This window comes from Reyranella sp. (genome assembly GCF_965279465.1).
GTDB lineage: Bacteria > Pseudomonadota > Alphaproteobacteria > Reyranellales > Reyranellaceae > Reyranella.
Genome location: NZ_OZ257242.1, coordinates 2101052 through 2119881, shown reverse-complemented (window position 1 = coordinate 2119881; position 18830 = coordinate 2101052). Strand labels below are relative to the sequence as shown.

The window sequence follows — 18830 nt, the reverse complement described above, 5'->3', positions numbered from 1 at the left end:
ACGGTGCGTAGGTAGCAAAAACATGGCCAGCCGGAGTGGCGCCCGGCCCGCGAGTAAAATCCTGCACAGAATCGAGTTGCCGCATGTTGGTGTTGCATCACGCCTGGAGATCGAGCGCCTCACGCCGCGTGCGCCTGTGCCTCGCCGAGAAGGGCCTCGCGTTCCAAAGCCATCTCGTCGACATGATGAGGATGGAGCACCATTCACCCGAGTATCTGAAGATCAATCCCAACGGTGTCATCCCGACCTTGATCCTGGAAGACGGCCGCTCGCTCTACGAGAGCGGCACGATCTGCGAGTATCTCGACGACACCTATCCCGATCCGCCGCTGCGGCCCGCCGATTCCTACGAGCGCGCCGTGATGCGCAACTGGATTCGCTACGCCGACGAGCGCATCGGCAATCTGATCATCTTCAACTGGGTCCATTCGCTGGCCAAGGTCGCCGCGACATGGTCCGACGCCGAGCTGGCCGAGAAGCTCAAGAAGGTGCCGAGCAAGGAGCGGCAGGACGCGTGGATCCGCGCCGCCCGCAAGCCCTACACCGAGGAGGAGCGGGCCGCCGCGCGCGGCAAGCTGGTCGCGATGCTCGACAAGATGGATGACACGATGCGGCAGACCAAATGGCTCGCCGGCGATGCCTATTCGATCGCCGACATCGCCGTGGTGCCGTTCATCAAGCGCATCGACGAGGAGATCGCCCCCGACGAGATGACACCCGCGCGCCATCCCCGGGTCGCCGCCTGGTGGGCGTCGATCCAGTCCCGCCCGGCCTTCGCCACGGCGCGCATCGAGGGCTTCCAGGACGAGCTGGCGAAGACGTAGTGAGACGACGTCCCGCCACCCCAAAACCTCTCCCTCCCCCGCTTGCGGGGGAGGTGGCGCCGTCATACGGCGACGGAGGGGGGCGTGACGCACGATCTCGACCGCCTTCCCCCTCCGTCAGCGTAAGACGCTGACACCTCCCCCGCGAAGCGGGGGAGGGAGGCTCAAGAGGCTTTTGGCGTTGAGGCTCAGCCCTTCACGATGAACGGCTTGGCCTGCGCATCATAGGCCGGATAGCCGAGCAGCGTGCGCAATTCCGGCGGCGGCATCGCGGACTTGGCCTCCGCGTCACCGGCCTTCAGCGCGGCCAGCCCCGCCTTCATGCCTGCCGCGGCAGGCGCCAGCATGCCCGTCGGATAGGTGCCGATCTTGAAGCCGAGCTTGGCCGCTTCCGTCTGCGACGGCGTCGCACGCGGCGCACCCGGGGACAACACGGCGAAGCTCGGGCGGCCCTTGGCGGCGGCGATGCCGCGCTTGATCTCCTCGTCGTCGGCCGGCGAGTCGAGGAACAGGATGTCGGCGCCCTCCTCGACGTACATCTCGATACGGGCAACGGCTTCGTCGATGCCCTGCGTCGGGCGGCAGTCAGTGCGAGCCATCACCAGAACGCCCGATTCCTTGGCAGCCTGGACGGCGGCGCGGATCTTCATGCGCGCCTCCTCGCGTGGCAGGCAGGGCTTGCCGGCAGCGGTCAGCGCGCGCGGCGTGATCTTGTCCTCGATCAGCACGGCGCCTGCGCCGGCGCGGCCGTAGCTGCTCACCGTGCGCTGCACGTTCATGGCGTTACCGTGACCGTGGTCGCCGTCGGCGAGCACGATCAGGTCGGGCGCCGCGCCGCGCACCATGTTGAAGGAATCGAACATCTCGCCGAACGAGACGAGGTCGAGATCCGGGCCACCCAGACGGCTCGCTGCGACGCAGGAGCCCGACAGGAACGCCGTCTTGAACCCGGCTTCGAAGGTGAGCTTGGCCGTCAGCCCGTCCCATACCGCCGGCATCACCAGCAGGCCCGGCTCCTTCAGGATGGCCCGCAAACGATCAGGTGCGCTCGTCATGTCCGTCTTTCCCCCTATTGCTAGATCGGCTTGCCCGCGCTGGTGCTCCAGCGCGTCATCAACTCGTTGCTGGGCCGGGCCGCGTCGACGACCTTGGCGGCCGTCTCGGCGCCGGCGACCGGCAGGCCCTTCGGATCGAGCAGACCGACCTGCACCAGCACCGACGCCTGGTCCCAGTAGATATGCTCATGCGCCACCTTGTCTCCGACGAATCGCACAATGGCGACCAGCGGAATCTCTACTTTCCTCCCGGTAGGCGGAACGCCCGGCAGCATCCAGTCGACTTCGCTCGTATGGGTGAAGCTGAAGATCATCTCGTCGACGATCTGGTCGGCACCGACGGTGCGGCTCACCGGCGTCAGGCCCGTATCCGGCGGATTGCCGCCGATGAAATGGTACTTGTAGAAGCGCTTGAGCTGGTCGTGGCCGACGCCGCCGGTCATGGTCGGCACGTGGTTGACGTACGGTGTGGCGACCATCGTCGCCATGGTGGCGTCGACGTCGCGGGTCTCGAATTCGTGCCGGCAATGAGCCTCCCACAAAGCGACGAGATCGATGTCCGGCATGTTGCTTCTCCCCGTTGTCGAGGAGGAGAATAGCCATTCGTCTGGGCGATTGCTAAAGGCTGGGTATGGAGACTTTCGATTATGTCATCGTGGGTGCCGGCTCGGCCGGCAGCGTGCTCGCCAATCGCCTCAGCGAGGACGGCAAGACCACGGTCTGCGTGCTCGAGGCGGGGCCGCGCGACTGGCACCCCTTCATCCATATCCCGGCCGGTTTCATGTACACGCTGGTAAATCCGACCGTGAACTGGCTCTACACCTCGGAGCCGAGTGAATGGACCGGCGGCCGGCGCATCGCCGCGCCGCGCGGCAAGACGCTGGGCGGCTCGAGCTCGATCAACGGCCATATCTACAATCGCGGCCAGCGGCTCGACTTCGACGGCTGGGCGCAGCGTGGCAATCACGGCTGGGGCTATTCGGACGTGCTGCCCTATTTTCGGCGCAGCGAGCGGCGCATGGCGCCCGATGCGGTCGCCGCCGACGACACCTTCCGCGGCAAGGAAGGCAACCTGCCGATCAACGACCTCGACTGGCGCGATCCGATTTGCGAGGCCTTCATCGAGGGCGCGCAGCAGCTTGGCATCCCGCGCAACCGCGACTACAACGGCGCCCAGCAGGCGGGCGTCAGCTACGTCCAGCGCATCGTGCAGAACGGCCGCCGGGTCAGCGCCGCGCGCGGCTACCTGAAACCCGCCATGAAGCGCTCCAACCTCACCGTGCGCACCCATGCTCACGCGACCTCGATCGTGCTCGAAGGCAAGCGTGCGGTCGGCATCCGCTACAACAAAGGCGGGCGGAGCGGCACGCCGGTCGAAGTACGGGCGGCGAAAGAGGTGATCCTGTGCGGCGGCGCGGTGAACAGCCCGCAGCTGCTGCAGGTCTCGGGCGTCGGTCCGGCCAAGCTGCTGGGCGAGCTCGGCATACCGGTGAAGCACGAGCTGGCCGGCGTCGGCGAGAACCTGCGCGATCACTACGCGCCGCGCTTTGTGGCACGGGTCAAGAACGCCGAGACGATCAACGAGCTGTCGCACGGCATCAAGCTCGTGGGCCAGGTGCTGAAGTACGCCGCCACCCGCAAGGGCATCCTTTCGCTCAATCCGACGCTGGTTTACGTCTTCTGGAAGTCCGACGAGCGGGTCGACAACTACGACCTTCAACTCACTTTCACACCGGCCAGCTACAAGGAAGGCGTGCAGTCCAAGCTCGACGACTTCCCGGGCATGACGATCGCGTCCTGGCAGCAGCGACCCGACAGCATCGGCTGGGTGCGCGCGAAATCGGCCGACCCGTTCACCGCCCCTCTGATCCAGCCGAACTATCTCGCCGCGGAAAGCGACCGGCAGGTGCTGCTGGCCGGCATGAAGCTGGCGCGCCGCCTGCTCCATTCGCCGGCACTCAGCAAGTTCTACGACCGCGAGGAGTTCCCCGGTCCGCAGGCGCAGTCCGACGAGGATCTCATGACCGCCGCCAAGCAGCGCGGCACGACTACCTTCCATCTCATGGGCACCTGCCGCATGGCGCCGGACACTGATCCGACGGCGGTGGTCGACGACCAGCTTCGCGTGCGCGGGCTCAAGGCGCTGCGCGTGGTCGATGCCTCGATCATGCCGACCATGCCGTCGGCCAACCTCAACGCCTCGGTACTGATGATCGCGGAAAAGGCCGCCGACATGATCCGCGGCCGGGCGCCGCTCGAGGCGACGATAGTGAGGGATTGATGCGCTTCCTGTCCCACCTGATGGTGCTGCTCGTCGCCTTGGTCCATTTCTGGTTCATGGCGCTCGAGATGCTGCTGTGGAACCATCCGGTGGGACAACGGATCTTCGAGATGACTCCTGAATACGCCGCGTCCTCCGCCGTGCTCGCCGCCAACCAGGGCCTCTACAACGGGTTCCTCGCGGTCGGCCTTCTGTGGGGATTGCTCGCCGGACGCCGCGACCTGAAAGTGTTCTTCCTCGCCTGCATCATTGTGGCGGGCGTCTATGGCGGCCTCACCGCGAAGATGACCATCCTTTATGTGCAGGCCCTGCCCGCGTTCATCGCCCTGCTCCTGGTCGCCTTCGTGCGCGCACCGACGCGGCGGTCGACCCTGTGAGCGAGGCCACCGAACCGGCGGTGGACATCATCTCGCGGCTCGTGCCGGCCGTCCTCAAGGCGCTCTATGCACTGGAATTCACGGGCCGCCATCTCGCCCCTCACACGCTGCAGCAACTGATCGAGGCGGTCGCCGGTCGCGACATCGAACTCGACGCCACGCTGCAGTCCTCGCGCGCGCTCGACTGGCCGGAACGGCTCGCCCCTGCGCGCGACTGTCTCGAACGCGCCGCGGCAGCGGCCGGGGAAGGCCTGGCCAACCTGATGTCAGCGCCGCAGGACGCACAGCCGATGCTCGCGGCCTATCGCGCGCTGCGCACCTACGCCCGCGCCTGCGAGGCGCTCTATCCGATGACGCCGCACCTGCGGCCGGTCAGCCAGTTCTTCCTCGAGCCAGCGGCACGCGAGGACAAGGTCCGCCTCGCCGAGCTCGCGGCGCTCGACCCGATGCGTGATGACGTCGGCACGATGCATGTCGGCGGCCCGGCCGGCACGCGCGGCGCCTTTTCGCTCTATGTGCCGGAATACTACGAACCGTCGCGCGCCTGGCCGCTGGTCGTGGCGATGCACGGCGGCAGCGGCAACGGCGGCGCCTTCCTGTGGAGCTGGCTGCGCGAGGCGCGCACGCGGGGCTTCATCCTGCTCGCGCCGACGGCGAGCGGCTCGACCTGGTCGCTGATGGAACCCGACGTCGATGGCACCAACATCGACCGCATGATCGGCGAGGTCGGCGAACGCTGGAACCTCGATCCGGCGCACCAGCTCCTCACCGGCATGAGCGATGGTGGCACCTTCAGCTACGTACTGGGCCTGCGCGAGGGCTGCCGCTTCACCCACCTCGCGCCGATCGCGGCGGCGTTCCATCCGCTGATGATGATGACCATGGCCGACGCCGACCGCGTGCGCGGCCTGCCGATCCACATCATCCATGGCGCACAGGACTGGATGTTCCCCGCGCAGCTGGCGCGCACCGCCGAGCAGACGCTCGCGCAGGCCGGCGCCGAGGTCGTCTACCGCGAGATCGCCGACCTCTCGCACACCTATCCGCGCGACGAGAATGGCGCGATCCTCGACTGGTTCCTGAAAGCGTAGCCGGTCATGCTCTTCCGGACCGCGAGCTTCCAGCTCGCTCATGATCATGAGCGAGCTGGAAGCTCGCGGTCCAGGAGAGCATGAGCACTCACTTCGTGTCGAAGCGCCATGCGCCGTCCCAGCCGGCGGGCAAACCGGTGCGTGCGAAGTCCGCGCAGCGCGCGATGAAGACGCGGCAGGGACCGTCGCCGGTCCGAAGGGCTGCCGCCGCCTGGAAGGCGGCGATCGCCACCTCGAACCGGCCGTCGGCATAGGCCACACGACCGGCCTGCCAGTGGCCCAGGAAATCGGCATGCGCCTCGGCCGTCGAGGCCTCCCCGAGCGGCTCGAAGATCTCCAGCGCCTCGGTCGTGCCGGCGGGTACGATACGATCGATGTGGCGCCAGACGAACTGGTGCGACGTGCGGCCGGCGATCTCGCCGCTCGCGAGGATGTCGGTGCCGTAGACCTTGTTCAGCCCTTCCAGCCGCGACGCCTGGTTGGCGACCGCGCCGACCAGCGTGTAGTTGATGCGCTCGCGCGCGCCGACATTGCCGACCACGGCAAGACCCGCATGCAGGCCGAACCGGGTACGGAAGACCGGACGGCCGCGTTCGCGCCACTTGTCGGCCAGGGCGCGGCTGGCCGCTGCCGCCTGCAGCGCGGCGCGGCAGGCATGGACCACATGGTCGGGGTCGAGCTCGGGCGCGTTCCAGAAGGCCATCACGCTGTCGCCGATATACTTGTCGATCATGCCGTGATTGCCGGAGATCGCCGCGCCCAGCGCCTCGAAGTAGCGCGACAGGCGGCTGGTCAGCAGCTCCGGCGCGATGTCCTCGCTGATCCGCGAGAAGCCTTCGATATCGGTGAACATCACCGTGACGTCGCGCCGCTCGCCGCCCACGCCGGTGCTCGCGGGCGAACGCATGATCTGCCGCACGAGATCTTTCGAGACATAGTGCCCGAACACCTCGAGTCCCTCGCGCATGCGTTCGACCGCCTCCGACAGACGCAGCACCTCGGTGATGCGGCTGGTCACCGGCACCTTGTCGGAGAAGTCGAGATCGCGGATGCGTTGCGTCTTGACTGCAAGCCGCGCCATCGAGCGCGACAGCAGCAGCGAGACCAGCAGCGTCGCCAGGATGGCGAGGCCGATCGCCGTTCCCGCAACGACGACGGCCCGCTCGACCAGTATCCGGGAGGCGGCCGTGAGCTCCTCGAGCGGCACCGCCGCAGCGATCGCGAAGCCCCGGCCGTAGATCGGCGGGACCTGATGCACGATCAGCTTGTAGTCGCGCCCGGCGATCTGGACGTCGCGCTCGACACGCGCGCCTGCCGCCTCGGTGGCGGTGCGGCGCACCAGCGAGCGCACCGCCTCGTCGCCCGGCAGGCAGGTGTCATCGCTCGAATCGCAGGGTCGCGTCTCGATGAAGATGTCGGACGTGCCGGTCGCGATCAGGATGATCGAGTTGGCGGTCAGCTTGTACTGGACGATCAGCCGGCTGAGCGTAGCGAGCGAGACATCGAAGCCGATGACCCCACCCTGCGGCATCGGCACGCCGACCGAGACGCCTGCCTCGTTCGACCAGGCGAAGCGATAGGGCTCGGTGAGCGTCGGCGAGTGGCTCTGCTCGGTGCCGACATACCAGGGGCGCTGGCGCGGATCGAAGTCGCTCGGCTGCGTGTGCGGCGCCCCGGGCTTGCCGTCGGGACCCGCGAAGCGCCAGGTATCTCGGCGCGCAGCGCCGTCCCCCTCGATGACGCGCAGCACGATTGGATCACCCGCCGGGACGTTGAATTCCTTCCGCTGTGCAGGCGAAAAGGAGTCGGTGCGCCCGGCATAGAGCAACCGTCCGTCGGGATAGCCGACGAAGGTCGCGTCGACCGTCGGGTGGCGGCCCAGCACCGCCGCGAGCTGGCGCAGGCGCTCGTCGTCCGCGGCAGAGCCGGTTTGGGGCGAGAAGAGCGGCGTCTCGCCCATCGCCTGGCCCACCAGGACGATGATGCGCAGTCCGTTGCCCAGGAAGCCGATCACGGCGTCGTCGAGCGCCGACATGCCCTGCTCGACGTCTCGCTGCTCCATCCGGTCGACCGCACGCCAGCCGAGCCACAGCAGGGTCGACGACAGCGGCACCACGATCAATGCCATCAGCGTCAGGATGTGGATGCTGAACGGGATGGACCGGCGTCGTCCGGTCACGTCAGCCTGCCGCCGGCGACTTGATCTGGCTGAGCGGCGTAGGATTGTAGCCCGGCGGGAACTTGCTCCATGCCGTGCCGTTCTCGATGGCGGTGCGCCCGATCCGGAAGAGCTTGTTCATGTACTCGGTGTCGAACGGTTCGCGCAGCTTGTCGGTGAAGCTCGCAGGGATGAAGCTGACATTGTAGTCGATGTGGTCGCGCTGGGCGACGACGTAGAGCTGGTAGAGGTCGCCGATTCCCTGGGTGCTGATCAGGGTCGAGACGGCGCGTCCCGCGATCTTCATCGTGCTTCGATCGACCGTCTCGAGATCGGCGCCCGGCCGCGAGTTGCGGATGACGTAGATCCGGCGCTGGCGGTCGAGGACTGTCCGGCGCAGGCGCTCGGCGTCGGCCGTATTCGCCATCAACAGGTCGTTGCCCGCGAAGGACGGCGGATAGAACACCACCTGTGCCACGGTGCCGCCATCGACATGCATCTCCTGGAAGTGCTCGCCGCCTGCCTCCATGTCGATCATGACCGGCGGGAAGGCGCCGGGGATGGAGGCCGAGGCGAGCAGGATCTTGGCGATCAGCTCGGCCGCGTCCTTGTGACCGCTGGCCGCGATCAGGCCGATGTTCCACAGCACGCCGACGGGCACGTCGAGATTGGTCGTGGCGACGCAGAGCAGCCGGCCCTTCTCGCTATATTCACGCGCGATGGCCGCCACCATCTCCGGAGTCAACACGCCGCGAATGAGGCGCAGCAGCGGTGTAGAATCGTAAAGCGACTCGCCCAGCACCGCCAGGACGAGACCTCGGGAGACCATCACGTCCTTCTTGCCGATCGTCGTATAAAAGCGCTCGAGCGCGGCGTCGTAGGCCGGGCCCAGGAAGGCGAAGGGCGCGATCAGGGCGCCGGTGCTGACGCCGGTCACCGCCTTGAATTCCGGCCGGGTGCCGAGCGCGCTCCAGCCAGTCAGCAGGCCCGCGCCATAGGCGCCGTTCTCGCCGCCGCCAGAAATCGCCAGATAGTTCGCGGGGTCGAGTTCCTTTGCGCCCATCCTGTCCGCATAGGCCAGCTCGCGGCGCAGCGCAGCCATCGCCATGTGCCCCATAAGCTCGTCGTCCGGCCCATCGAGCACCATTCGCGAGCCGACCGGAAGCCCCTGGAACGAGGCCGTTCCGCGCAGCTTCTCCGGCAGAGACGCCAGCCGCGCCGGTGCGTCGCATCCCGCCACCGTCATGCTGGCGCCAATTCCGCCCAGCACCGCTCGCCGCCTCATGCCCGCTCCCCTTGATCCGGGGCCCAGTATATCGTCGCAGTGCTCAAGCGACAGTTGGGGGAAGCATTGACCACAATCGTTCACGACACCGTCATCGTCACCGGCGACGACAACGACGCGGTGCATTACGGCGCCTCGATCGCCATCGACGGCAAGAAGATCGCCGCGATCGGCGCCAACGCCGACCTCCAGGCACGCTATCCCTCGGCCGACCGCATCAACGGCCGAGGCAAGATGGTGATGCCCGGCTTCGCCAACACCCACACCCACCTCACCATGACCCTGGCACGCGGCGTATTCGAGGACCTCTCGCCGCCGCACAAGCCGCCCTTCTCCGGTGGCCTCTCGCCGATCCCGCTGCCCGACATGACACCCGACGAGCGCCGCGTGATGGCCCAGCTCGGCGCGCTCGAGTGCCTGCGCAGCGGTGTCACCTTCATGCTCGAGGATTCCGACAACATCGACGACTACGCCGAGACGCTGGGCAAGTCGGGCCTGCGGTTCCTGTTCGGCGAGCGCGCCTACGACCGGGTGGGCACCTCGATCGGCGATCCGGCGCCCTATCAGCTCGACCGCGCCCTCGGCCGGAAGCACATCGAGACGATCGAGAAAACCTTCGCCAAGTGGAACGGCAAGGCGGACGGCCGCATCCGCATCGCTATCTCGGCCTGGGCGCCCGACATGTGCTCGCCCGGGTTGCTCGAGGACCTGAGCGCGCTGCAGAAGAAGCTCGGCACCTGGATGACCATCCATCTCAATCAGATCTGGGGCGAGGTCGCCGCGGTGCGGGCGCACCGCAACCGGTTGCCCACCGAGTATCTCGCCGAGCTCGGCTTCCTGAACGAGAAGGTGATCTGCGCCCATTGCCGCTGCATGGATCCGCGCGAGGAGAAGCTGCTGGGCGACGCGAAGGTCATCGTCGCCTTCAACGCCGCGATCGCCGCCCGCCGCGGCCTCAGCCCGCGCATCCAGTCGCTCGAGTCGCAGGGCTGCACCATCACCATGGGCTCGGACAACATGGCCGAGGACATGGTCGAGGTGATGCGCACCGGCATGTTCATGGAGCGCATCCGCCGCGAGGACGGACGGCAGCCGACACCCGAGCAGGCGCTGCGCTGGGCGAGCCGCAACGGATACGAGGCGTTCGGCATGGCCGACGGCGGCTGGCTCGCCGCCGGCAACAAGGCCGACTTCATCATGATCGACACCCAGCGGGCGCACCTCGTGCCGATGCTGCGCGCCGTCTCCAACTTCGTGCACAACGGCCAGGCGCGCGATGTGGAGTCGGTGATGGTCGATGGTCAATGGCTGATGCGCGACGGCAAGGTGCTCAGCATGGACGAGCCCGCGATCATCGCCGCGGCGCAGGAGGTCTCGAACAGGGCATGGTCACGCCAGTTCAAGGCGAACTTCAAGCCCCCCGCCGGCTTCTCGCCCGAGGCGCTGCCGTAAACTTCCTCTCTCGCTTTCTTCCTCCTCTCCCAATCGCAGGGAAGAGGAACATGAGAAGAGGAGCGGCTGACGGCGCGCTATTGGACGCTTCAGTCCACGGTCATCCCCGCCTCGCGCACGATCGTCTCGTAGCGCTTGCGTTCGGCCGCGATGAAGTCTGCGAATTCCGCCGGCGTGCCGCCGACCGCGACACCGCCCGAGGTCGCGATCACCGCGCGCACGCCAGGCGCCGCAACGGCGCGGATCGTCTCCTCGCTCAGCTTCTTCAGGACAGCGTCCGGCATGTTCTTCGGGCCGACCAGCCCATACCACGCCACCGACTGGTAGCCCGGCACGCCCGCCTCCGAAACCGTCGGCACGTCGGGATAGTCGGGGCTGCGCTGCGGCGAGCTGACGGCCAAAGCACGCAGCTTGCCCGAGGTCACGACTTCCCTGGAGTTGGGCTGGATGATCACCAGATCGAGATTGCCCGCCATCAGATCGAGCTGCGCCGGGTTGCCGCCCTTGTAGGCAACATGGGTCATGGTGAGCCCCGCCATGTGCGCGAACAGCGCGCCCGCGAGATGCTGCGAGGAGCCGTTGCCGCCGGAGCCGTAGTTCAGCGGCTTGGGCGATTTCCTGGCGAGATCGATCAGCTCGGCCAGCGTCTTCACCGGCAGCGAGGGGTGCACCAGCACGAGTTGCGGGAAGGTCGCGAGCAGGCTGATCGGCGTGAAGTCGTTGACGCCGTCGTAAGGCAGCTTCTTGTAGATCAGCGGATTGATGGCGTGGCCCATCGCCACCGTGGACAGTGTGTAGCCGTCGCCCGGCGCCTTGGCGACGATGTCGCCCGCCACCACGCCGTTGGCGCCGGCGCGGTTGTCGGCGACGACGACCTGGCCCCACGCCTCCTGCAGGTGCTGGCCGACCGCGCGCGCCAGCAGGTCGGTCGTGCCGCCCGGCGAGAAGGGGATGACCATGCGGATCTGCTTCTCGGGATAGGCGCCTTGCGCGCGAGCGAGCGCAGGCGCAAGGGCCGCCGCAGCGACCCCCTTGAGAAAGACCGAGCGCTTCATTGCAGGTAATAGCCCGACGGCGTGCCCTTCACCGTGGTGCGCTCGAGATGGCGGATCTCGCCTTCCTGATAGTCGCCGAGCGCGATGTGCATGGTGCAGCGGTTGTCCCACAGGACGATGTCGTCCTGCCGCCACTGATGGCGATAGACGAACTGCGGCCGCGTCGCATGCTTCACCAGGTAGTCGATCAGCGGCTTGCTCTCCTCGACTGTCATGCCGACGAAGCACGACACCTTCTCGCCGATGTAGAGCGCCTTCCTGCCGGTCTCGGGATGCACGCGCACCACCGGCTGGGCGATCGGTGGGTTGATCTTCTTCTGCTCCTTCTCGCGGTCGGAGTTGGGATCGTCGACCTTGCGCGTACCGGTATGGATGCCGTGCAACGGCTCGATCATCTTCTTCATGCCGTCCGACAGCGTATCGTAGGCACGGTACATGTTGGTGAACATGGTGTCGCCGCCGACCGGCGGGATGGTGATGCCGCGCAGCAGCGAGCCGAGCGACGGCACCGGCGTGAACGACATGTCGGAATGCCATTGCTGGCCGGTGTATCGCGAGTCGGACGGCTTGCCGTTTTCCTTCGGGATATTCGTGACCAGCAGCAGCTCGGGATAATCGGGATGGCGGTCGCGCGGCAGCGAGGCGTGATTGTCCAGTTCGCCGAAGCGGCGGCTGAAGGCGATGTGCTGCTCGCGCGTGATCTTCTGGTCCCGGAACAGGAGAATGCCGCTCTGGAGAAAGGCGCGATGGATCTGGTCGAATTCGGAGTTGCTGAGCGGCTTGCCGACATCGACGCCATGAATTTCGGCGCCAAGCGCATAGGACAAGGGACGCACGGAAATGGACATGACGCTGACCTCGTGGATCGAATGATTGCATACCGTGCGTACCGCTGTTTGCGGCGTCAAGGCATGGCACTGCAATCCCGTGCCGTCATTCCGGGCCTCGAAAGCCTGTCGGCTGCGTCAACGCAGTGCACGACGACTGAACATTGGAGCAGCGTCGATTTCTCTGTTGTGAGCGAAATCATCAAGGAGAATAGTGCCTCGTGATCTCCATTATCGAAGTGGCCCGATGATCTCGCCGCTCAGTCTCGCCAACGTGCTGATGCTGTTCGCTGCCTTCTTCTGTTTGTGGACCACGTCGCCGCAATCACGCGGCGGCGTCGTACGACTGTGGCGTCTGGCAATGCCGGCGGCTTTTGCCGCGGTAGTTGCATTGATGCTCCTCTCCAGCATGTTCGACGCGACCTTGCAGCACGATGCAGAATGGGTGATTGCATTGTTGCTGGGCGGCTTCATCGGCCGCACACGCGGCTGGACCCTCCAGGTCGAAATCGACCGGATGTGGGGCCTGGCGCGCTTGCCGCGCACGGTCGACGCCCTTGTGATCGCAGGCGGAGTCGTTACCGTGGCGGCCATCGATTTCATATCCTCTGTACTGGAGGAGGCACTGATCGCCCCGGTCCATGTTGCCGCCGGGTCGGCATTCTGCGCGGGCTTCCTGGCGTGCCGCGCCCTGGCGATCATCGTGCGCGCCACCCGCGCCCCGCACGTCGGCCTGCGCGACGCCACCCACGGCTGAGTTCTTCGGTGGGCATGAGAATGTGCGTCAGCGCTGCGCCGCCATCGGCTCGCGATAGCTGCCCTCGGGGTAGGGAGCCTGGACCATCGGGGTGCGGGTGTCGCCGCCGCCGGGTCCGACACACCAGTTGAGCCGGCCGAGCGGCAGTCGATGCACGGAAGCGACCAGCGCCACCGCCTCGCGGTCGATGCAACGGCCCATCGCCGGATTGTAGACCGGCGCCATCAGCCCCGAGCCGCCATGGCCCGCGCCCAGCACGTGGCCGAACTCGTGCATCACCACTCCGGTGAGGTCGCGCTGGCCGATGCGGTCGCTGATGACGTAGACGAATCCGCCGTTTCCGCCCGCCGTCACTGCAAGGGCATTCACCCCTTCGCCCTGGCGAGCCATGGGATGGCGGCTGTCGACACGGGCTACGACCCAGCCGCCCGAACGCTTGATTCGGGCCAGCATTGCGCGCGTGGGATTGTCCGGGAGCGTCCTGGCGTGAAATCGCACGAAGCCGTTCAGCACGTAATTCCACTGGCGCATCGCCGCCACGATCCGCCCACGCTCATAGTTGTCGAAATCGCGATCCACATAGAGGTCGATCGTGCGGCCGCTCGTGGCCGGCGCAGCGTGGTCGGTATAGCGCCAACCGCCCATGGTGGCGGCGCTGGCCGGGACGGCGGAGACAAGTATCGCAACGGCCAGAAGCGCAAAGCCGCTGGCCAGAAGCATCGCGATCAACCGGGGAAGACGCAAAGACGTTCTCCTTACATGCGTCATACGCGGGCAGCCGTCCCGCCATCCCTCGCCGTCAGCGAGAAGCCCGCAGGTGCCATCCGCCCTCGGTTCGAAGCCGCTCGAACCTCACGCCAAACGCCTCGTCCAGCCGCCGATCACCGACCAGCCCGGCCGCCGGCTCGTCGGCGACGACCTGCCCACCAGCGAGCAGCACGACCCGCCCGAAGCAACTGAAGGCGAGATCGAGATCGTGCACGACCACCACCGACAGCCGGTCCCGGCCGCGGGCCGCCAGCGCCTCGACGACGTCCAGCCGATGCCCGATATCGAGGCTCGCCGCCGGCTCGTCGGCCAGCAGCACCGGCGGATCGACCACCAACACGGCGGCCAGCAACACCCTCGCCCGCTCTCCGCCTGACAGTGTCGACCAGCGCCGCGGCTCGAGGCCGGCCAGCTCGAACGCGACGATCGCCTGCTTCAGCGCATCGGCAGGCAGGCGTTCACCGCGCTCGGCGCCGAGGCGGAGAAGCTGAGCCACGCTGAGATCCCAGTGCGGCTCGAAATGCTGCGGCAGGAAACCGATGGTGCGCGCCCGCACGGCCGCCGACAGGTCGGCCAGGGAGCGCCTGCCCAACCGCACCTGTCCTTCCGTCGGCGTCTCGATGCCTGCGAGAATCTTCAGGAGCGTCGACTTACCGGCGCCGTTGGGCCCAATTATGGCAACTGATTCGGTCGCATCGAGCGACAGTGAAAGCCCCTTGAGCAGCGTCGCCGCACCGCGCCGCACCACCAGTCTTTCGGCGGTGAGGACGCTCATGTCCGCAGCCGTCGCGCGAGCAGCAGGATGAAGAACGGCCCGCCTGCCACCGCCGTCACCAGGCCGAGCGGGATCTCCGCCGGCGGCAGGGCCGCGCGCGCGATCGCATCCGCCAGCACGACCACGATCGCACCGACCAGCGCCGACGCGGGCAGCAGCGGACGGTGCAGCGGACCGACGATCCAGCGGGCGACATGCGGCGAGGCCAGCCCGACGAACGCGACCAGCCCGCCGAAGGCAACGGCCGCCGCCACGATGACCGATCCCGCCAGCACCGCGACCATCACGAAGCGGCGCACGTCGAGGCCGAAGGCGACTGCCATGGTCTCGCCCAGGCCCAGCACGTCGAGGCGGCGCGCGAGCGCCTGCGCGAGGCCGAGGCAGCCGGCTGTGATCAGCGCGATCCAGCCGATGCCATTCCAGGTCGGTGTCTGGATGCCGCCCAGCACCCAGCTCAGCACGACCTGCAGGTTCACCGTGTCGTCCGACAAGGCGAGCATGAGGAACGAGCGCAAGGCGCCGAGGATTGCCGCGATCGCCACGCCGGCGAGCAGCAGGCCCGCCGCATCGACCGCCCCGGCCACCCGCGCGATGCCGATGACAAGCATCGTGGCGCCCCAGGCGCCGGCAAAGGCGAGCAGCGGCAGCAGCCAGGCCTGCGGCAGGACGAACGGCGCCAGCAGCGCCACCGTGGCACCGAGCGCCGCGCCGCCGGCGGAGCCCAGCAGGTACGGCTCGGCGAGCGGATTGCGGAAGACACCCTGGTAGATCGTGCCGCCAAGGCCGAGCAGCGCGCCCACGAAGGCCGCGGCGATCACGCGCGGCAGGCGCCATTCGAACAGCAGCCGGCTGCGCAGCGCCTGGTCCCCCGCGATCGCGCGCATCAGGTCGGCCGGCGAGGCCCATTCATGGCCGGCACAGGCCGCGACCACGACGGCGAGCAGCAGCATCGCGCCGAGGCCGAGCCAGACCTTCATGGCTTCATCGCATCCGGGTGGAAGATCGCGGCGAGATGCTCGATGCCGTCGATGGTGCGCGGACCGGGAATCAGAAGCTCGACCCGGCTCACCGTGCGAGCCCGGCCTGCGCGGACCGCACGCGTGTCCCGCCAGCCCGGCTGCGCGATCAGATCCTTGAGGTCGCGCTCGTTGCCGGCCCACAGCAGCACGTCGGGATCGGCATTGAGGATCGCCTCGGGCGAAACCTGCGCGAGTGTCGCGGTTCCGGGCAGGGCGAAGCGTGCCCCGGCCATCACCATGGCGTCGCCGGTGTAGGTGCCCTCGCGTGCGACCAGCAGCAGCCCGTTGCCGAGCCGTCCGGTGATCATGATCGTGCTGGGCGGCTTGCGTCCCTCGACCTTGCGCCTGACCGCGGCCATGCGCGCCGCGAAGCGCGCCGCGACCTCCTCGCCGCGTTCTGGCACGCCGGCGATGCGCCCCATCAGCCGGACATTGGCCAGGATCTCGGGCACGCTGCGCTGCAGGAACACCACGATCGGCACGCCGAGCCGCTCCATCGGATCGACCAGCTGGTTCGCCGCCTGACGCGACGGCGTCACGACAACGAGATCGGGCTTGAGGGCCACCACCGCGTCGACCGAGAAGCCGAGCCGCCCGCCGACCAGCGGCCGGTCGAGCACCTCGCGCGGATAACGGGTGAAAGCCTCGATGCCGACGATCCGGTCGGCCAGGCCGAGCGACGCCACGATCTCCACGTTGGAGGCGAAGATCGGCACGATACGTTGCGGCGGCGCGGCAACGGTGAAGCTGCGGCCGAGCGCGTCACGGACGGTGACCGGCTCGGCCGCTTGCGCGGGCAAGGCAAGAGCCAGCGCCATCACAACAGTCATACGCTGGGGGCGCGCGGAAGGCACTCTCGTCAGAACTTCACCTGCGCACCGACGATCAGCTCGCGGCCCGGCATCGAGTTGCCGCAGGCGCCGTTCTGGTTGGCCAGGTTGTTGCCGCACGGCGAGGAATCGAGACCGATGAAGATCGGATGGTCGTTGACGTCGAAGATGTTGTTCACCGCGGCGAACAGCTTCACACCCTTTTTCACATCGATCTCGCCGCGCATGTTGAAGACCCAGAATGGCGGCTTGCGATAGACCGTCGAGGAACGGATCTGGCCGGGATACAGGATCGGGTTCAGAGATTCCTCGGTATTGTACCACATCGGCCCGCGCAGGATGCCGAGAACCTGGAAGCTCCACGGCATCTCGACGCCGGCCTGGCCGAAGCGCGTGCCGATCGCCGTCTCGTACTGGTTGATGCGCGTGGCGGTGTCGGTGCCGAAAGCGGCCGGCGCACCGTAGTCGATCATCTTGAAATTGTAGTAGCCGTTGCCGAACAGATTCCAGAGCCAAGTCCCGGGCACGTTGAGTCCGAGCGTGCGGATAACGCTGGCATCGAATTGGTACTCGAGGCCCTGCACGACGAGATTGCCGGGATTGTTCCGCTGCTGCTGGATCACCACGCCGCCGATCGACGAAATGGTGGTGGCCGTGATGCGATTGCTGATGATGTTCTGGAAGATCGCCAGATCGAGGCGGCCGCCGTCCCAGTTCGCCGTCGCGCCGGCTTCGATCTGGTGCGCATACTCCGGCACCAGATTCGGATTGCCGAAGATGGTCGTGCCGATCGGCGTGACCGTGAAGTTCGCACCGAGCTCGGTCGCCGTGGGAGCGCGGAAGCCGCTCGAGGCGCCGATCCGGGTGTTCAGCCAGCTGGTGGCCGCGAAGGTCGCGCCGGCCGAGTATGTCGTCGCCCGGTAGTTGTTGCTGCCGGGCAGCAGGGTCGGCGCGTTCGGCGTCCAGTCGACCGCCGTGTTGCCGTAGGTCTGGCGCACGCCGGCACGCACCGTCACGCGGTCGTCGAAGAAGGTCTGCGCATCCTCGATGTAGAAGGCGAAGACGTTTTCGGTCTGGTTGTTGTCCTGCGGCGAGACCTGGTTCGAGACCGCATTGGTGAGGCGATAGCGGTTGGAGCGGACCGTGCTGCGCTCCCAGTCGATGCCGAGCAGCAGCTCGTTGCCCGTCCAGGGCTTGTAGCCCGGTTGGAAGCGCGTGCCCATGACATCGACCTGGCGGCGGTTGCGGTCGAGGTAGCTCCGGGAGCCGAAGGCGTTGAGCGCGCTGAGCGGGCTCGGGTTGCTGAGGTCGTCGACGTCGCGCACGTAATAGCCTTGGAAGAACAGGCTGCCGCGGCCGTCAGGCGTCTTGGCGGAGTAGGACAGATCGGCCGACTGGTTGTAGCGGTTGTCGAAGGCGAAGACGTTGGAGGAAGAGCCGCGGAACCCGGCGTCGTAGACGCCGTCGCTGCGGACCGTGACGTCGATCCTGCTGTTCTCGTCGATCTGCATGCCGAAGGCGCCGGTGCCGCCGTAGCGCGTCCAATGCGTGTTCTGTTCGGTGACGTTGCCGCTTCTGTCGTAGTCCTGGCGCGAGCCGCCCTGGACGCCGACATACCAGTCGTACTTGCCGGTGGTGCCGCCGCTTTGCGCCTTGCCCTGGAACAGCGACCACGAGCCGACGGCGCCTTCGACCAGCGTGCCGGGCGCCGTCCGGCCGGTCTTCAGGATGATGTTGATCACGCCGCCCATGTTCTGGCTGCCGTAGATCACCGAGGACGGGCCGCGCACGACCTCGATGCGCTCGACGTCGGCGATCGACAGCTTGGACACGTTGGCCGTGCCGGCGCGATGGCCGTTGATCAGGATCAGCACCTGGCTGCGAAAATCACGCCCCTGCCCCTCGGTCGAGGCGCCGCGGATGTTGATCGAGGTCTGGGCCGCGGTCCATTCGCTCATGAAGCCGATCGAGTTCTCGGCCAGGAGATCGGTCACCGACTTGGCGGTCGAGCGCTTGATGCGCTCCTGTGGAATGATCTGGATGGTGCCGGCGATTCGGCTCACTTCTTCCGGCCGGCCGGTGGCGGTCACCACCGTGGGCGGCATGGTCGTGGCGGTGGAGTCCTCCCTCCACTCCTGTGCGACGGCGGGCGAGGCAAGCAGCATGGCCGCAAGTGCGATCCGCGACAGCTTCCTTCCCCTGCTACGGGGGCTGCTCGCAAATCCATAGAGACCTCCGTCGTCCCGACCGGAGCCGAGCGTAGCGAGGCGGAGCGG

General features: G+C 67.3%; 17 protein-coding genes. 6 read left to right on the top strand and 11 right to left on the bottom strand.

Features of this window, described 5'->3' with window-relative positions:
- Window positions 1-83 precede the first annotated feature (83 nt).
- The gene (locus ACQY8M_RS10360) at window positions 84-824 is read left to right on the top strand and encodes a glutathione S-transferase family protein (RefSeq protein ID WP_428671549.1); all 741 of its coding nucleotides are present in this window, start codon (window positions 84-86) and stop codon (window positions 822-824) included.
- Window positions 825-1012: 188 nt separating this feature from the next.
- Here the strand turns inward: ACQY8M_RS10360 and ACQY8M_RS10355 are convergent, their stop codons facing one another.
- Both ACQY8M_RS10355 and ACQY8M_RS10350 read right to left on the bottom strand, forming a co-directional pair.
- Window positions 1013-1879, bottom strand: a complete 867-nt coding sequence (locus tag ACQY8M_RS10355) for an isocitrate lyase/PEP mutase family protein (protein ID WP_428671547.1) — start codon at window positions 1877-1879, stop codon at window positions 1013-1015.
- 20 nt (window positions 1880-1899) lie between these two features.
- The gene (locus ACQY8M_RS10350; protein ID WP_428671545.1) at window positions 1900-2445 is read right to left on the bottom strand and encodes an ester cyclase; all 546 of its coding nucleotides are present in this window, start codon (window positions 2443-2445) and stop codon (window positions 1900-1902) included.
- Between the two features lie 65 nt (window positions 2446-2510).
- On the opposite strand from ACQY8M_RS10350, the gene ACQY8M_RS10345 reads away from it, so the two are divergent.
- Genes ACQY8M_RS10345 through ACQY8M_RS10335 form a run of 3 tightly spaced genes read left to right on the top strand, consistent with a single transcriptional unit; the run spans window position 2511 to window position 5628 of the window.
- Window positions 2511-4160: a GMC family oxidoreductase gene (locus ACQY8M_RS10345; RefSeq protein WP_428671543.1), complete on the top strand. Its 1650-nt coding sequence runs from the start codon at window positions 2511-2513 to the stop codon at window positions 4158-4160.
- Window positions 4160-4537: a DUF1304 domain-containing protein gene (locus tag ACQY8M_RS10340; RefSeq protein WP_428671541.1), complete on the top strand. Its 378-nt coding sequence runs from the start codon at window positions 4160-4162 to the stop codon at window positions 4535-4537. The genes ACQY8M_RS10345 and ACQY8M_RS10340 overlap by 1 nt, the downstream gene beginning before the upstream one ends.
- Window positions 4534-5628: a phospholipase gene (locus ACQY8M_RS10335; protein ID WP_428671539.1), complete on the top strand. Its 1095-nt coding sequence runs from the start codon at window positions 4534-4536 to the stop codon at window positions 5626-5628. The genes ACQY8M_RS10340 and ACQY8M_RS10335 overlap by 4 nt, the downstream gene beginning before the upstream one ends.
- Window positions 5629-5716: 88 nt before the next feature.
- On the opposite strand, the gene ACQY8M_RS10330 is transcribed toward ACQY8M_RS10335, so the two are convergent.
- A complete protein-coding gene (locus tag ACQY8M_RS10330; RefSeq protein ID WP_428671537.1) occupies window positions 5717-7807 on the bottom strand; it encodes an adenylate/guanylate cyclase domain-containing protein in 2091 nt (696 codons plus the stop codon).
- A 1-nt stretch (window position 7808) separates the two neighbouring features.
- Entirely contained in the window at window positions 7809-9071 is a 1263-nt protein-coding gene (locus tag ACQY8M_RS10325) for a patatin-like phospholipase family protein (protein WP_428671535.1), read from the bottom strand.
- Between the two features lie 66 nt (window positions 9072-9137).
- Here ACQY8M_RS10325 and ACQY8M_RS10320 point away from each other — a divergent pair, with 66 nt between their 5' ends.
- Window positions 9138-10523, top strand: coding sequence for an amidohydrolase family protein (locus tag ACQY8M_RS10320; protein WP_428671533.1), 1386 nt, complete (start codon window positions 9138-9140; stop codon window positions 10521-10523).
- A gap of 89 nt (window positions 10524-10612) precedes the next feature.
- Here the strand turns inward: ACQY8M_RS10320 and ACQY8M_RS10315 are convergent, their stop codons facing one another.
- Together ACQY8M_RS10315 and ACQY8M_RS10310 are read right to left on the bottom strand one after the other, a co-directional pair.
- Window positions 10613-11578 carry a Bug family tripartite tricarboxylate transporter substrate binding protein gene (locus tag ACQY8M_RS10315; protein ID WP_428671531.1) on the bottom strand — a complete coding sequence of 322 codons (966 nt, stop codon included), beginning with the start codon at window positions 11576-11578 and terminating at the stop codon, window positions 10613-10615.
- Window positions 11575-12426 (bottom strand): TauD/TfdA dioxygenase family protein, encoded by an 852-nt coding sequence (locus ACQY8M_RS10310; protein WP_428671529.1) that lies wholly within the window; start codon window positions 12424-12426, stop codon window positions 11575-11577. The genes ACQY8M_RS10315 and ACQY8M_RS10310 overlap by 4 nt, the downstream gene beginning before the upstream one ends.
- A gap of 226 nt (window positions 12427-12652) precedes the next feature.
- Here ACQY8M_RS10310 and ACQY8M_RS10305 point away from each other — a divergent pair, with 226 nt between their 5' ends.
- Window positions 12653-13162, top strand: coding sequence for a hypothetical protein (locus ACQY8M_RS10305; RefSeq protein WP_428671527.1), 510 nt, complete (start codon window positions 12653-12655; stop codon window positions 13160-13162).
- Between the two features lie 27 nt (window positions 13163-13189).
- Here ACQY8M_RS10305 and ACQY8M_RS10300 read toward each other — a convergent pair whose 3' ends face one another.
- The 5 genes from ACQY8M_RS10300 to ACQY8M_RS10280 form a co-directional block, all read right to left on the bottom strand.
- On the bottom strand, window positions 13190-13882 hold the full coding sequence (locus tag ACQY8M_RS10300) for a hypothetical protein (RefSeq protein ID WP_428671525.1): 693 nt from the start codon (window positions 13880-13882) through the stop codon (window positions 13190-13192).
- A 79-nt stretch (window positions 13883-13961) separates the two neighbouring features.
- The gene (locus ACQY8M_RS10295) at window positions 13962-14705 is read right to left on the bottom strand and encodes an ABC transporter ATP-binding protein (protein WP_428671523.1); all 744 of its coding nucleotides are present in this window, start codon (window positions 14703-14705) and stop codon (window positions 13962-13964) included.
- Window positions 14702-15682, bottom strand: a complete 981-nt coding sequence (locus tag ACQY8M_RS10290; RefSeq protein WP_428671521.1) for a FecCD family ABC transporter permease — start codon at window positions 15680-15682, stop codon at window positions 14702-14704. Before ACQY8M_RS10290 ends, ACQY8M_RS10295 begins: the two co-directional genes overlap by 4 nt.
- On the bottom strand, window positions 15679-16542 hold the full coding sequence (locus ACQY8M_RS10285; protein WP_428671519.1) for an ABC transporter substrate-binding protein: 864 nt from the start codon (window positions 16540-16542) through the stop codon (window positions 15679-15681). Before ACQY8M_RS10285 ends, ACQY8M_RS10290 begins: the two co-directional genes overlap by 4 nt.
- A gap of 41 nt (window positions 16543-16583) precedes the next feature.
- On the bottom strand, window positions 16584-18719 hold the full coding sequence (locus tag ACQY8M_RS10280; protein WP_428671518.1) for a TonB-dependent receptor: 2136 nt from the start codon (window positions 18717-18719) through the stop codon (window positions 16584-16586).
- Window positions 18720-18830 lie beyond the last annotated feature (111 nt).

Bases quoted from the DNA above. Each gene is read 5' to 3' on its own strand.
- ACQY8M_RS10360 (WP_428671549.1), top strand. From the start codon at position 84: ATGTTGGTGTTGCATCACGCCTGGAGATCGAGCGCCTCACGCCGCGTG.
- ACQY8M_RS10355 (WP_428671547.1), bottom strand. From the start codon at position 1,879: ATGACGAGCGCACCTGATCGTTTGCGGGCCATCCTGAAGGAGCCGGGC.
- ACQY8M_RS10350 (WP_428671545.1), bottom strand. From the start codon at position 2,445: ATGCCGGACATCGATCTCGTCGCTTTGTGGGAGGCTCATTGCCGGCAC.
- ACQY8M_RS10345 (WP_428671543.1), top strand. From the start codon at position 2,511: ATGGAGACTTTCGATTATGTCATCGTGGGTGCCGGCTCGGCCGGCAGC.
- ACQY8M_RS10340 (WP_428671541.1), top strand. From the start codon at position 4,160: ATGCGCTTCCTGTCCCACCTGATGGTGCTGCTCGTCGCCTTGGTCCAT.
- ACQY8M_RS10325 (WP_428671535.1), bottom strand. From the start codon at position 9,071: ATGAGGCGGCGAGCGGTGCTGGGCGGAATTGGCGCCAGCATGACGGTG.
- ACQY8M_RS10315 (WP_428671531.1), bottom strand. From the start codon at position 11,578: ATGAAGCGCTCGGTCTTTCTCAAGGGGGTCGCTGCGGCGGCCCTTGCG.
- ACQY8M_RS10310 (WP_428671529.1), bottom strand. From the start codon at position 12,426: ATGTCCATTTCCGTGCGTCCCTTGTCCTATGCGCTTGGCGCCGAAATT.
- ACQY8M_RS10305 (WP_428671527.1), top strand. From the start codon at position 12,653: ATGATCTCGCCGCTCAGTCTCGCCAACGTGCTGATGCTGTTCGCTGCC.
- ACQY8M_RS10300 (WP_428671525.1), bottom strand. From the start codon at position 13,882: ATGCTTCTGGCCAGCGGCTTTGCGCTTCTGGCCGTTGCGATACTTGTC.
- ACQY8M_RS10295 (WP_428671523.1), bottom strand. From the start codon at position 14,705: ATGAGCGTCCTCACCGCCGAAAGACTGGTGGTGCGGCGCGGTGCGGCG.
- ACQY8M_RS10290 (WP_428671521.1), bottom strand. From the start codon at position 15,682: ATGAAGGTCTGGCTCGGCCTCGGCGCGATGCTGCTGCTCGCCGTCGTG.
- ACQY8M_RS10285 (WP_428671519.1), bottom strand. From the start codon at position 16,542: ATGGCGCTGGCTCTTGCCTTGCCCGCGCAAGCGGCCGAGCCGGTCACC.
- ACQY8M_RS10280 (WP_428671518.1), bottom strand. From the start codon at position 18,719: ATGCTGCTTGCCTCGCCCGCCGTCGCACAGGAGTGGAGGGAGGACTCC.